The sequence below is a fragment of the Flavipsychrobacter sp. genome, assembly GCA_041392855.1.
Lineage (GTDB): Bacteria > Bacteroidota > Bacteroidia > Chitinophagales > Chitinophagaceae > UBA5543.
Genome location: JAWKLD010000001.1, coordinates 146,787 through 161,877, shown reverse-complemented (window position 1 = coordinate 161,877; position 15,091 = coordinate 146,787). Strand labels below are relative to the sequence as shown.

Annotated in this window: 12 protein-coding genes; 7 read left to right on the top strand and 5 right to left on the bottom strand. The window is 38.4% G+C overall.

What is annotated here, in order from left to right; all coding sequences use genetic code 11:
* The first annotated feature begins 45 nt into the window (after positions 1-45).
* Both R2800_00760 and R2800_00755 read left to right on the top strand, forming a co-directional pair.
* Complete coding sequence (locus R2800_00760) at positions 46-2,082, top strand: M13 family metallopeptidase (protein MEZ5015555.1); 2,037 nt, start codon at positions 46-48, stop codon at positions 2,080-2,082.
* A 265-nt stretch (positions 2,083-2,347) separates the two neighbouring features.
* A complete protein-coding gene (locus R2800_00755) occupies positions 2,348-4,342 on the top strand; it encodes a von Willebrand factor type A domain-containing protein (protein MEZ5015554.1) in 1,995 nt (664 codons plus the stop codon).
* Positions 4,343-4,390: 48 nt separating this feature from the next.
* Here the strand turns inward: R2800_00755 and R2800_00750 are convergent, their stop codons facing one another.
* A complete protein-coding gene (locus tag R2800_00750) occupies positions 4,391-5,242 on the bottom strand; it encodes a DUF4846 domain-containing protein (protein ID MEZ5015553.1) in 852 nt (283 codons plus the stop codon).
* 32 nt (positions 5,243-5,274) lie between these two features.
* Positions 5,275-5,868, bottom strand: coding sequence for a MarC family protein (locus R2800_00745; GenBank protein ID MEZ5015552.1), 594 nt, complete (start codon positions 5,866-5,868; stop codon positions 5,275-5,277).
* 77 nt (positions 5,869-5,945) lie between these two features.
* Between R2800_00745 and pepT the strand changes: the two genes are divergently transcribed.
* Genes pepT through dapB form a run of 4 tightly spaced genes read left to right on the top strand, consistent with a single transcriptional unit; the run spans position 5,946 to position 9,322 of the window.
* Positions 5,946-7,199: a peptidase T gene (gene pepT, locus R2800_00740; GenBank protein ID MEZ5015551.1), complete on the top strand. Its 1,254-nt coding sequence runs from the start codon at positions 5,946-5,948 to the stop codon at positions 7,197-7,199.
* Between the two features lie 23 nt (positions 7,200-7,222).
* Positions 7,223-7,726, top strand: coding sequence for a DUF1573 domain-containing protein (locus R2800_00735; GenBank protein MEZ5015550.1), 504 nt, complete (start codon positions 7,223-7,225; stop codon positions 7,724-7,726).
* A complete protein-coding gene (locus tag R2800_00730; GenBank protein ID MEZ5015549.1) occupies positions 7,723-8,601 on the top strand; it encodes a UbiA-like polyprenyltransferase in 879 nt (292 codons plus the stop codon). Before R2800_00735 ends, R2800_00730 begins: the two co-directional genes overlap by 4 nt.
* A gap of 4 nt (positions 8,602-8,605) precedes the next feature.
* Positions 8,606-9,322: a 4-hydroxy-tetrahydrodipicolinate reductase gene (dapB, locus tag R2800_00725; protein MEZ5015548.1), complete on the top strand. Its 717-nt coding sequence runs from the start codon at positions 8,606-8,608 to the stop codon at positions 9,320-9,322.
* Between the two features lie 51 nt (positions 9,323-9,373).
* On the opposite strand, the gene R2800_00720 is transcribed toward dapB, so the two are convergent.
* Entirely contained in the window at positions 9,374-11,503 is a 2,130-nt protein-coding gene (locus tag R2800_00720) for a DPP IV N-terminal domain-containing protein (protein MEZ5015547.1), read from the bottom strand.
* Positions 11,504-11,639: 136 nt separating this feature from the next.
* Here R2800_00720 and R2800_00715 point away from each other — a divergent pair, with 136 nt between their 5' ends.
* Entirely contained in the window at positions 11,640-12,551 is a 912-nt protein-coding gene (locus R2800_00715) for an alpha/beta hydrolase (GenBank protein ID MEZ5015546.1), read from the top strand.
* Between the two features lie 149 nt (positions 12,552-12,700).
* Here R2800_00715 and kdsA read toward each other — a convergent pair whose 3' ends face one another.
* Positions 12,701-13,528: a 3-deoxy-8-phosphooctulonate synthase gene (gene kdsA / locus R2800_00710; protein MEZ5015545.1), complete on the bottom strand. Its 828-nt coding sequence runs from the start codon at positions 13,526-13,528 to the stop codon at positions 12,701-12,703.
* A 22-nt stretch (positions 13,529-13,550) separates the two neighbouring features.
* Complete coding sequence (locus R2800_00705) at positions 13,551-15,011, bottom strand: L-serine ammonia-lyase (protein MEZ5015544.1); 1,461 nt, start codon at positions 15,009-15,011, stop codon at positions 13,551-13,553.
* Positions 15,012-15,091 lie beyond the last annotated feature (80 nt).

Below are 15,091 nucleotides of genomic sequence, written 5' to 3'. Positions count from 1 at the left end.
ACATATAACGCATTTTGTACATTTGCAGACTAAATACATTTGGACATGAGATTTAAACATTCATTACTAGCATTTACAGCTATAGCAGCACTAGCTGCATGCCAAGAGAAAGAGAATAAAAAGGACTTAACTTGGCTGCTAGACCTGGCAAATATGGATACAACCGTTAGCCCGGCCGACAACTTCTTCTACTATGCTAATGGTGGTTGGTTAAAAAACAACGAAATACCCGAGTCTGAAACTCGTTGGGGTAGTTTTGACTTATTAAGGGAAAACAATATCAATAACCTACATACTTTATTAGAAGAAACAGCTAAGACTAAAGCTAAAAAAGGAACTGCTGAACAAAAAGTAGGAGACCTTTATGCTTCAGGTATGAATGTGGAAGCGATAGACGCTGCAGGGATAACCCCTATCAAACCAGTACTAGATAGAATAGATAATATCACTACTCCTCAAGACATACTGGATGAAGTAGCAAGAATGAGAGCACAAGGCTTAGGGCAAATATTCTCATTCTACGTTTCTCCTGACGACAAAGATGTTACTAAACAAATTTGTCAGATATACCAAGGTGGTCTAGGCATGCCTGATCGCGATTACTACTTCAACAAAGATGAAAGAAGTACTAAGATCCGTGATGCTTACAAAGCTTATCAAATTCAAGTTTTTGAATTGATGGGAATGGATGCGGAAACAGCAAAATCTACGGCTGCTGAAGTATATACTCTTGAAGAAAAACTGGCAGAAGCATCAATGACAAGAATAGAGCGTCGTGACCCTTACAAGACTTATAACAAGTATGACTTGGCTAGCTTTTCTAAGATGACACCAGGCATGGACTGGAATGATATTTTCACTAAGTACAAAGCTGCCAACCAAGACTCACTTATCGTAGGCATGCCAGACTTCTTTACATCTTTAAGCAAAGAACTACAAACAACACCTGTAGATACTTGGAAAAAGTACCTGAAGTTCCATACCATAAACGATATGGCTCCTTACCTGAGCAGCAACTTTGACAATGCGCGTTTTGACTTCTACGGCAAAGTTGTAAGAGGACAAAAAGAACAAAAACCTCGTTGGAAGAGAATATTACAAGTAGTAGATGGCTCTATCGGTGACCTACTTGGTAAAATGTATGTAGACAAACACTTCAAGCCAGAGGCTAAAGAAAGAATGATCGCTTTAGTAAACAATCTTCAAGAAACTTTTGAAGAGCGTATCAAGCGTCTTGACTGGATGACTGAACCTACAAAGCAAAAGGCTATCGCTAAGCTACACACTTTTGTGAAGAAGATCGGTTATACTGACAAATGGAAAAACTATAGCGACCTTGAAATTAGTGCTGACAACTATGTTCAAAACATATTAGCAGCTTCTGCTCATGAGTATGACTATATGATGAATAAGCTGGGCAAGCCTGTTGATAAAACAGAATGGTTCATGACACCATCTACCGTTAATGCTTATTACAACCCTGCGTTTAACGAGATCGTATTCCCTGCAGGTATCTTAGCTTTTCCTTTCTTCCACCCAGATGCTGATGATGCGATCAACTATGGTGGTATCGGCGGTGTAATTGGTCATGAAATGACACACGGTTTTGACGACCAAGGTAGTAAATACGCTGCCGATGGCAACCTGAAAAACTGGTGGACAGAAGAAGACACAAAAGCTTTTGAAGCTAAAACTCATGTTGTAGTTGAACAGTTCAACAACTATACTGTTTTAGATTCTATACATGTAAAAGGAGAATTAACGCTTGGTGAGAATCTAGCAGACCTTGGTGGGCTCGCAATTGCTTATGAAGCATTTAAGAAAACACCTCAAGGACAAAGTAATGAGACCATAGACGGTTTTACTCCTGATCAACGTTTCTTCCTTAGCTGGGCACAAGTATGGAGAGCTAACACAAGACCAGAAGAAGCTGCCAACAGAATTATTACGGATCCTCACTCTCCTGTAGAATGGAGATCGAACGGACCTTTAAGTAACATGACTGAATTTTATGATGCATTTGGTGTAAAACCAGGTGATAAAATGTACCGCCCAGATAGCATACGTGCTAAAGTGTGGTAATAGAATATATTTCAATTTCTAAAAAAGCCGTCTGCAAATTGCAGGTGGCTTTTTTGTTTACACAAAAACCACACCAAAATATCATTTTTTTGTGGTTTAATTTTTTATGACAAAAAAATTGCTTATTAAAAAACATTTGTATTAAAAAAGTAAATTAACCGTCAGTTAATGGTCATTCCGCATCTTTTCATTTTAGTTACGCTTTTCCTTGCACTAACTTTTATATCGATAGAAAAAATTGTTGAACAACTAAAACACAAAACTTATGAAAAGAAATATCAAGCTACTCATTTTGATGATGGGTATTACCATCCCGTTAATGGTAAACGGACAAACAGGCGAAATTAGCGGCAAAGTTGTAGATAACAATGGAGAACCTGCAATAAGTGCCACAGTGCAGGCACTAGAAGGAGGCATTGTAAAAGGAGGTACGGTTACTGATTATGATGGAAACTATGTTCTTAAACCTCTATTACCAGGGAAGTATACAGTAAAGGTATATTACATAGGATTTAAGACAACTGTTACAGAAAACATTATTGTTAGTTCAAATAAACTAACTACACTAAATATCAAACTTAAACCAAACTCGGGTGAACTGAAAGAGGTTGTTGTTACCAGCTACAAAGTTCCTTTAATAGATATAGACCAACCTGGAGGAAGACGCGTAATAACAGGAGAGGAAATTGACAAAATGCCAACAAGAAATACTAGTTCTGTAGCTAGTGTAGGAGGGGCAAGAGGCAGCGGAACCTTGTACTACGTTGACGGCGTACAAGTTGTGGGTGGTCGTGGTATCAATATGTCACAAGGTGTTATTGACCAAGTAGCTGTAGAATCCAATACCGAGTCCTACAAAAAACGTCATGAGAATGATTTTAAAAGCATTATATCTAGCCCTTTATCAACCTTATCAATAGATGTGGATAGAGCTTCATACAGCAATATTCGTAGATATATAGAAAACGAAACTATGCCCCCTGTAGACGCAGTACGTATTGAGGAAATGGTCAACTATTTTGACTATCAATATCCTCAACCAAAAGACAAAGACCCTATTGCCATTACTACAGAGCTTACAGATTGTCCATGGAACAAAAAACACAAATTGCTACATATTGGCATGCAGGCCAAAAACATTGAGACGGAAAACTTGCCTCCATCTAACCTTGTTTTTCTGATAGACGTTTCAGGATCAATGAGCGATTATAATAAACTACCTCTTGTGAAAAAAAGTTTAACATTACTGACAAAACAATTGAGAGCTGTAGACAAGATATCAATTGTAGTATATGCAGGTAGCGCAGGTATAGTTTTACCCCCTACACCCGGAGATAGAAAAACAACAATACTTAATGCATTAGAAGAGCTGGAAGCGGGAGGCTCAACTGCAGGCGGAGAAGGTATTGAACTAGCTTACAAAATAGCCGAAGAAAACTTTATAAAGAAGGGTAACAACAGGATAGTTTTGGCAACAGATGGCGACTTTAATGTGGGTATAAGTGGAGATAATGAGCTAGAAGACCTAATAGCAAGAGAACGAACAAAAGGGATATTTCTTACTTGCTTAGGTTTCGGTATGGGCAACTATAAAGACTCTAAGCTGGAAGTGCTTGCCGATAAAGGAAATGGAAACTACGCTTATATCGATAATGAAAAAGAAGCAAGAAAAACACTTGTAAAAGAGTTTAGCGGCACCATATTCACAGTAGCCAAAGATGTAAAAGCTCAGATAGAATTTAACCCTACTAAAGTGCAGGGATATAGACTCTTAGGTTATGAAAACAGAGTATTGAATACAGAGGATTTCAAAGACGACAAAAAAGATGCTGGAGAAATGGGTGCAGGGCATACTGTAACAATATTATACGAAGTAATACCTGCCAAAATAAAAAGTAAAGACACAAGAATAGTTAATGACTTGAAATATCAGCATACGAATATGCTTAGTTATCCTGAAGAGTTTGCCACTATAAAATTTAGGTATAAAGATCCGGACAAGAATAAAAGCAAAGAAATGACACATGTAATATACAATGTCGAGAAGACGCTAGAGTCTGCTCAAGAAAATGTGCGATTTGCAACATCTGTTGTTATGTTTGGCATGTTACTAACTGACTCTAAGCACAAAGGCAACACAAACTACAAGAAAGTCTTGGCACTAGCAGAAAGTGCAAAAGGAGAAGATAAAGAAGGTTATAGAAGTGATTTTTTAGACCTAGTAGAAACAGCAAGAACTATCAAAAAATCAAAAAACTAATTTAGATGTATTATTCAATCAATACCTCTCATCCTCGTGAGAGGTATTTTATTTAAACCTTTTTAGTTCATCTTTGGCAAAGGTCCATTCAGGAGTTTCTACAAGAGTTTTAATTTTCTTCATACTATACCATGGGCTTATACTTTCATCATTAAGGTTTTTCAGAACATGGATCTCTTGTGCAGGCATATAACTTTGAGCTAACATAAACACCTTGTCTCCTTCCATATCATAAGCCATATCTACAACAATAACTGCATGTCCTGGACTACCACCATGTATCAACACATCCCCAATTTCCATCTCTTCAAATGGTACAGATAGCAGTTCCTTGGATAAGGATAATGTACCAGCATAGGTAAACACTTTTTGCAAATAGTTTTTAAAGCTCTCGTAGCTATTATCTTCACGAGCCCCTTTCACCCAAGTAACTTTATTACCTGCAACATTTATTCGATACCCCTGTCTCCATTTTGAATAATCAGCCTTAAAACCATTAGTAAAGTTGAAATGAATCTTATCATACTGACCAATATGATAAAGATATTCTGCCCTTAACCTTATTACAGCATCAGCACATTGTTGCAGATCCTTATCACCTACATCCATTTTTATCACAGAAGCATGTACGTTTTGAGTATTTTTCAATTCTCCATTGTATAAATGCACTTTTGCTCCATGTTGTTGCATGGGTAATTTTCTAGTATACTCCCCAAAACCCCTAACTTTAGCTCGCTCATAACCATAGGGTGCGTTAAACCGATCAATAAGGGTAATGGCTGATTGATTTTCAATGGTATATTTTGAAGCTTCCTTATTTGGGATTTGCTGTGAAGAAGTTTCGCTGGCACAACCAGCCAATAACAAACAGAGAATAAAAGGAGCTAAGATTCTTTTCATACAGACATTTATGAAAAGACGGGAGAAGTTATTTATTCCATAACAACAAAACCTAAATTCTCCTTAAACAGCTTAATGGCTATTGCCAACAGGATGACCCCAAAAAATTTTCTAATTACCGAGATACCTGAAGGGCCTAAAATTCGTTCTATAAATTTAAGCGAACGTAATATTGCAAATATGATAACTAGGTTTATAATAATACCTATCAGGATATTATAAGCATGATAAGTAGCTTTTAACGACATGATGGTGGTCAAAGTACCAGAACCAGCAATTAAAGGGAAAGCTATAGGGACAATACTCCCCGCTTTATCATCTTTATCACTCCTAAATATTTCCATACCCAGCACCATCTCTAACCCTAATATGAATATCACAATAGAACCTGCAATAGCAAAAGAGCTTACATCTAAGCCCATAAAACCTAGCACCTGCTCTCCCAAGAAAAAGAACAACAACATTAAGGCACCCGATACTAATGTAGCCTGTACCGCACTAATATCCCCCATTTTCTTTTTAAGAGATATCAATACAGGCACAGACCCCAGCATATCTATAACCGCAAATAGCGTTATGGATACCGTTATGATCTGTGCTATAGATATATTTTCAATACCTCCCATACTGCAAAGATGCTTCAATATTTTTTAAGGTGGTCAGAATAGTTAATTTTACACCCTCAAATCTTGAATAATTTACTATGTCGATAGATAACTATACACACAGCGCAGCAGAGCGTTTTATGAGATATGTACAAATTGATACTCAAAGCGATCCTGCATCAACATCGCAGCCGTCTACTGAGAAGCAAAAAGATCTAAGCCGTGTGCTTGTAAAAGAGCTATTAGACATGGGCATATCTGATGCAGAGCTGGATGAGCATGGATATGTATACGCTACAATTCCCGCAACAAGCGGCAAAGAGAACATACCTACTATTTGCTATTGCGCGCACGTAGACACAGCACCTGACTGTAGTGGTAAAGATGTAAAACCCATACTACACAAAAATTATAATGGTGATGATATCGTCTTACCTGATGATAATAGTGTTGTTATCAGTACTCAAAATCACCCATACCTAAAACAACGTATTGGTGATGATATTATCACTGCTTCTGGGCTTACTCTTTTGGGGGCAGACGACAAAGCAGGTGTTGCCATTATTATGGATCTGGCAAAGTACCTAATAGAGCACCCACAAATAAAGCATGGAAAGATCAGGATATTGTTTACTCCTGATGAAGAGATAGGTCGTGGCGTAAATGCTGTAGACATGGAGCGTTTAGGTGCTGATTTTGGCTATACCCTTGACGGCGGTGATAGAGGTCATCTGGAGGGAGAGTCTTTCTCAGCAGATGGAGCAACTGTTACCTTCCACGGTGTAAGTGCACATCCTGGCTATGCTAAAGGCAAACTGGTAAGTGCCATAAAAATAGCCGGCGAGTTTATTGATAGCTTACCTAAAAATGAATGGAGCCCAGAAACCACTGAAGGGATGACAGGCTTTGTACACCCACTACATATTGAAGGCTTAATCGAAAAAACAACCGTACAGTTTATTGTTCGCGACTTTGACACAGCAAAACTGAAAGAACATGAAGACAGGCTAAAGAAAATAGCAGAAGATACTGTAGCTAAATATCCAGGCACTACAATGGACTTTGTAGTGAAGGAACAATATAGAAACATGAGAGAGATGCTAGACAAACATCCACAAGTGATGGCCAATGCAGAGGAAGCCTATAAACGTGCAGGAATGGACGCTCATAAGCAAAGCATACGTGGTGGTACAGATGGCTCCAGATTATCGTTTATGGGTTTACCTTGTCCCAATATCTTTACAGGAGAAATGGGTATACATTCCAAACAAGAATATGTTAGTGTTCAAGACATGGAAAAAGCGGTAGAAACACTAGTACACCTTGCTCAAGTTTGGGAAGAAAATAGTTAATAGATATTCTTATACAGAACATTATGAATGCACAATTAAAAACAATTCTACTTACGATAGGCACACTTTCCCTATTTGTAATAGCTATGGTAGAGTTAAGTGGTGTAAGCAGCACTGCCCTTTTCAACAAATATGGCATAGGCAATGGTAGCGGACACACGCACGAGAACAATACCATTGAGGAAGCAGAAGCAGCTGTAAGGTCTTTACCAAAGACTAATATCAGCTTCGACGATACAAAGCATATTTTTGAGCCGATAACGGAAGGAGAGAAAGCAACACATGCTTATCATTTTAAAAACACTGGAGACAACCCTTTAGTTATATCAAAGGCAATAGCTTCATGCGGCTGTACTGTGCCTTCATATCCTAAAGAGCCAATTCCTCCGGGAGGAGAAGGCGAGATAGTAGTTGAATTTAATAGCAAAGGCAGGGTTGGCATGCAAAGAAAAACAGTAATGGTTTACTCTAATGCACAGCAAGAAGCTATATCTATAGGTTTTGAAGTAGAAGTAAAAGAGAAATGAGTACGTCACTAACAGGAATGCAAAAGATCAGAAGCTACTTTTCTTTGATAAAGTTTAGCCATACTATTTTTGCATTGCCATTTGCATTAATTGGCTTCACACTAGCTGTTCTCTACGAACAGAAATCTGCTGATGCTATCCTATTTATTAAAATACTGCTGTGCATGGTATTTGCCAGAACCGCAGCCATGGCTTTCAACAGATATTTAGATAGAGAGATCGATGCAAAGAACCCACGTACTACACAACGAGAAATACCGGCAGGAATAATAAAACCTCAAAATGCTTTGATCTTTACAATCGTAAATAGTGTTTTGTTTATTCTTACTACACTATTTATCAACCTATTGGTTTTCTACCTTTCCTTCATTGCCATATTTGTTGTTTTATTCTATAGTTATACCAAACGCTTCACCGCATTATGCCATGTTGTATTAGGCATAGGCTTAGCACTAGCACCTATAGGAGCTTTTCTTGCAGTAACAGGATATTTCATGTGGCTACCTTTAATTTTTTCTTTCATCGTATTGACATGGGTATCTGGTTTTGACATTATCTATGCCTTGCAAGACGAGCAGTTTGACAAAGAACAAAAACTACATTCCATACCTGCAACATTTGGAGTAAAAGGAGCATTGAACATCTCCAACATTTTACACCTTATAACAGCAGTATTAGTAATTGCCGCTGGGTTATTAGCTAGTTTCAATTTTATCTATTGGATAGGTGCTGTTATTTTTATTGGGCTACTATTCTATCAACATCTACTTGTTAAACCAAACGACTTAAGCAAAGTAAACATTGCCTTTATGACCACTAACGGTATAGGCAGCATTGTCTTTGCAGTATTTACCATACTTTCTTTAATATTCTAATAATATGAACATCGCAATAATAGGCTATGGGAAAATGGGGAAGACCATTGAAAAGATAGCCACAGATAGAGGCCACAACGTTGTATTAAAAATAAGCAGCAGCAACAAAGATGATCTAAACCAAGAACATCTAAAAAATGTAGATGCTGCCATTGAAATGACACAACCCGACTCTGCTAAAGAGAATGTATTAAAATGTTTAGCACATGGTGTACCTGTTACTTGTGGCACTACAGGATGGAATGAAGATATACCTAGTGCTAACCAAGCAGCACTAGATAACAATACAGCATTCTTGTACGCTTCTAATTATAGTGTAGGTGTCAATATCTTCTTTGCTGTCAACACTATGCTAGCAAAGCTGATGAATACACAAGACAGCTATGATATAGAAATGGAAGAAATACACCATACACAAAAGAAAGACTCACCAAGCGGTACAGCTATTACTTTAGCGAACCAAATAATAGAACAAGTAAACAGGAAAACAAACTGGAGTGAAAACGACAGAAAAGAGGACACTATTCACATCGATGCATTAAGAGAAGAGGGAGTGCCTGGCACACACACTATCACCTATACATCAGATATAGATGATATTGAAATAAAACACACCGCACATAGTAGAAATGGATTTGCACTTGGTGCAGTTTTAGCAGCTGAGTTTATTGCCAATAAAAAAGGGGTATTTACCATGCAAGATGTATTGAACATTAAATAAGACATTCAACACCTTATAAAAGAAAAGCCACTCAATTGAGTGGCTTTTCTTTTATGGTTTTAAATACAGATCGAAGTAGTCTGTAATTTTTTGCATAAGGTGTGTTCTGTCCTTCCCTCTCACATTGTGAGGATGGGCAGGATAAACAAAGTAATCTATTTGTTTCCCTTCTTTTACTGATGCTCTTATCAGCTTCATTGAGTGTTGCCATACCACAACATCATCCTGTGCACCATGTATCACCAATAGCTTTCCTTCCAAGTTTCCTACTTTATCTATAAGGTTATTAGCCTTATACCCTTCAGGATTTTCTTCAGGAGTATCCATATAACGTTCTGTATACATTATCTCATACATACTCCAATCAATGACAGGTCCACCAGCAACACCTACTTTGAACACACCGGGGTGACGGAGCATTAATGACGTTGTCATAAAACCGCCAAAACTCCAGCCATGAACCCCCATTCTATCTTTATCTACATATGGTAACGACTTTAGGTAGTTCACCCCTACAAGCTGATCATCCATCTCTACCGTACCTAATTGACGGAAAGTAGCTTGCTCAAATTTCAATCCTCTGTTGCTGCTACCGCGGCCATCTATAGTAAAGACCACATAGCCTTTTTGCGCTAAAAGCTCGTACCATAAGTTACCCGTTTCAGGGAATCTGTTGCGCACAAGCTGCACGTGAGGGCCATTGTATAAATAAACGATAACAGGATATTTCTTCTTCGGGTTGAAGTTTGTAGGCAAGATCAATCTACCATGCAAAGGTGTGCCATCGTTAGCAGACAACACTACAGTTCTTACTTCTGGTCTGTCATATTCAGCTAAAGTATTTTTAGCAGTCAATAGCGTTTTACGATATCTACTATCTGTACTAAGCACCTGACTAACACCAGGTACATTTGCAGCACTATAGCTATCGTAAATAAAAGTACCAGCATCATTTACACTTGCACTATGATAGCCTTCCGACTTATCAATTCTACTCATTTTACCATTCTGCCAGTTTAGCGTGTAGCTATGCTTTTCTAATGGAGAGTCTTTAGTACTGGTTATAACTAGTTCTTTCTTATTCTTATTAACACCTATTATTTCATTGACCAACCAATCTCCCTTAGTCAATTGCTTTACTAATTTGCCATCAGTATTGTATACATACAAGTGCATATATCCATCCCTTTGACTCCACCACACGAACTTATCCTTTTCGCCTGGTAAGAAGTAAAGTGGGTTTTGAGGCTCAACATATTTCTCATTCTTTTCTTCAAACAAGGTCTTCACTTTATATCCTGTACGAGCATCATATTGGTTTAATGCCATATGCTTTTGCGCTCTATCCAACACAGCTATATAGACATACTCTTCGTCAGGGCTCCATGTAATGCTTGTCAAATACTGATCTTTAGGACCTTCTGTGTTTATCGTTACCGTCTTACCCGTAGTAGGATTATACACGCGTAGCTTTACTTCGTGAGAAGTGCCGCCAGCCATAGGATACTTAATGGTTTTAGCCTTTGCAGGATCAGCGCTCCAGTCTATGATAGGGTAATCATTGACCATTGTCTGATCCATGTGGTAGTACGCCAAATAATTACCTTGAGGAGAAAAGAAAATACCTCCATTAATACCAAACTCATTACGGTGAACCGATTGACCATTTATGATATCCTTATTCTCATCATCTGTCAACTGTAGCTGTTTACCATCACGGGTTATCATCCATAGATTATTATCTATTGTATAAGCTATATTTTGGCTTTTATCTACAGTAAGGTGAGCAGCATGCTCCGGTAGCTTCACCCAATCCATCCATTGGAAGCCGGCACCTGTCATCACACCTTTTCTTAACTGTGCTCCTTTTTTATAATACACCAAGCCTTTGTCTAGCCATTGCAGCATCGCTAAAGAGCTCAACCCTTGTGTATTACTCTTCTTTAATACTGTATCTACTTTTTCACTAGGGAAGTCAATAGACAATAACAATTGGTCATCACCATCCTTTACTACATGGTATAGCTTATTGGTATTAGGCTCCCAGCTTACACCCGATAACCTTTCAACAGCCAAAGAAGTGTACAAGCCACTAGTAGCCTCAGCCATTGTATATTTCTTTTGCCCCAATACTGGCAGTGCTATTAATAAGGCTACAAGAACCGAAGCTGACTTTTTCATACTTATCATTTGAAAAATTTATATGTACTTAATTAAAAGAGAACATGAAAATATTCATAATTCAGCAAAAAGGCACAACTTTATAAAACATTGCTTACTATTTCTTGCCATATAGGCATCTACGATAAAATAGATTATGTATAAAATTGCAGTTACACTTTTTTTATTACTTAGCATTAATGCACTAGCACAACCGGAACACTTTAACACTGTTGACTTTTGGTCTAAACTGAAATACGACACCTCGAGCATAAATTGGGCAACGACAAAAGCTGATACTGTAATAGTGGTTGTTTCTAACAGAAAGAAGACTAACGATTCGATACGCTTCATGTCAGAATACCCAACCAATGGAGCTTTACATCACTTTATAGTATATAGCCATAATGGCAAATGGCATGTAAAGCCTACAGGTAGCCTAGAAGAAGCTATAGACCTAGTACCTGATAAAGAGAAAGATTGGGTTGTATACACAGAGGGAATGGGAAAGCTTTTCACTAGCGACTTGGATAGAGGCATGAATATGTCGGCACAATATGGTGTTAACGTTATTATGCTCGACTACCCTAGCATTACCTCCACAAAAAGAACAAGTGGCAATTATCTATTCGCGGTAAAACAGTCAAAAGCCACTTATAAATACTTTACTAAAACACTAATACAAATAAAGCAACTGCATGCCAATAACCAACTTGGTAGCAAATTCAAAAGCCTGAACTTATTCTTTCATAGCATGGGCAATAACTTTGCCAAGCAATTGGCAAAGAAGGGACAACTCGTAAAACTCAATGAAGGCAGATGGGTGAATAATATAATACTAAACGCTCCCTGCGTACCTCAAAGCAACCATAGAAAATGGCTAGACAAAATAACCTTTGCGCAAAACATTTATGTGAACTACAACCCTGACGACTTTGTATTGGGTGCAGCCCATGTTGTTAGCAAAAGAAAACAACTAGGAGAAAAGATAAAGCACCCCATTTCTTTAAAGGCGCATTATATCAACTTCAGTAAAGTAGCGGAAGATCAGCATAGCAACTTTTTATAGCTGCACAACCATAAAAAAGTAAAACCTAATGCCAAGCTATACTATTTCACAGTACTTCACGGCATGACCATTAACTTTGAAAAAAGCCCCTTGTACCAAAAGTCTGACTATAAAGGTATTGGGTGGGACATAGCCCCTAACAAAGAGCCTTAGAGTGTATTTACCACTTGTCTTAGCTTCACTAGCTTCTCCATTAGTGGCTCTAGTAGATCAAGGTGAAGCATATTTGCTCCATCTGATTTTGCCTCTGAAGGACTAGGGTGTGTTTCTATAAACAATCCGTCCGCACCTACAGCTATACCTGCTCTTGCTATTGTTTCTATCATTTCAGGATTACCCCCAGTCACGCCGCTGCTTTGGTTAGGTTGTTGCAATGAATGTGTACAATCTAAAACCACAGGTACATCCATAGCTTTCATTGTAGGAATGGCACGATAGTCTACAATTAGATCGGTATAACCAAAACTAGTACCTCTGTCCGTTAGCATTACTTGGTCGTTACCACTTTCTCTAAGCTTAGTAACAGCAAACTGCATCGCTTCAGGACTTAGGAATTGTCCTTTCTTCACATTCACAACCTTACCTGTTTTTGCAGCAGCTACCAATAGATCTGTTTGACGACAAAGGAAAGCTGGTATCTGTAATACATCTACATACTCTGCCGCCATAGCAGCTTCTTCTGCGGCATGTATATCGGTAACTACTGGTATATTGAATTCTGATTTTACTTTTGCGATTATCTTTAACGCTTTCTCATCACCTATTCCTGTAAAGCTATCCAAGCGTGTTCTGTTTGCCTTTCTGTAAGATGCCTTAAATACATAAGGGATTCCCAGATTATCACAGACCCTCAATACTTTTTCAGCAATATCCATCACTACTTGTTCTCCCTCTACCACACACGGACCTGCTAAAAGAAAAAAGTTGTCTTTATTATATCTATCTGCAAATAGCTTACTAAGAAAATCGTTATTCATTGTGTAAAGATAATTTGTTTGCTTAGCATTCACTTAATGCTAATGGAATATGTGCCGCCAATCCACCTTCTGCCGTCTCCTTGTATTTATGATTCATATCTTGAGCCGTCTCCCACATAGTATGCACTACATGATCTAAAGAGACTTTAGCGTTATCAGGATTGCTTTGCAATGCCAATTGTGATGCCATTATAGCTTTGATAGCCCCCATGGTATTACGTTCGATACAAGGAACTTGTACCAGCCCTGCTACAGGATCGCAAGTAAGTCCTAAGTGGTGCTCCATTGCTATCTCTGCGGCCATCAGTGCTTGCCTTATACTACCACCTAAACTTTCTGTAAGTGCAGCGGCAGCCATTGAAGAAGAAACTCCTATTTCCGCTTGGCAGCCTCCCATAGCGGCAGAGATCGTAGCTCCTTTCTTAAATATGCTACCTATCTCTGATGCAGACAATAAAAACTGCATGATCTTATCTTCATCGTTGCCATCACAAAAAGTAACAAAGTATTGCAATACTGCTGGTATAACACCTGCTGCGCCATTAGTAGGTGCTGTTACTACTCTGCCGAAAGAAGCATTTTCTTCATTCACCGCCAGAGCAAAACAACTCACCCAGTCTAATATATATTTAAAACTGTCTCCACCATTTCTTATTGCTTCCAACCACTCTTCATAACTATCGTATGTTTGACCAGCAATAAGCTTTTTATTGAGCGCAGCTGCTCTTCTTTTTACATTCAGCCCTCCCGGTAGTTCGCCATTGATATGTGCCCCTCTATAGATACAATCTCTCATCACCTTCCAAATACCTAGCACCCCTTCCTTAGTTTCTTCTTCGCTGCGCCATGCCGTTTCATTTTCCTGTACTATTTCAGCAATTGTTAGCCCTGTCTTTCTACCCCAGTGCAGCAAGTCATCTGACTTATCAATTGGGAAGTGCAAGTCAACCTTATTATTCGTATAGCCAGTCTCCCCTTCTTTTATCACAAAACCACCGCCTATAGAATAGTAGGTTTCTGCTATCTGCTCACCATCTTCATAAGTACATAAGAAGGTCAAAGCATTGGGGTGGTATGGTAAGCTCTCAGTAAATAGAAACTCTATATCAATGCTTGGGTCAAAGTTTATTTCTTTCTCATGACCTAGCAATATTCTTTTGTGTTGAGCAATGGACTCTACCCTTGGCGTCACCTGATTCACATCAAACGTTACTGGATCTTCTTCACACAAGCCAAGCAATACCGCCACATCAGTACCATGCCCCTTACCTGTTTTAGCGAGAGAACCATAAAGCAGCACTTTTACTTCTTTTATGTTCTCCAGTCCTCTTTTTTTCAATGAGGCAATAAAAAACACAGCAGCTCTCCAAGGACCTAATGTATGAGAACTACTTGGGCCTATACCTATTTTAAAAATGTCGAATACTGATATGTTTTCTTTTATCACTTGTTCTTTATCAATTAAGAAGTGGCAAAGATACATACTAAGGTAGCAAGTAGGTCAAATGTTATGAAAATATAAAGCGCCGTTCTGTTAAAATAAGAACGGCGCTAATTCCATAT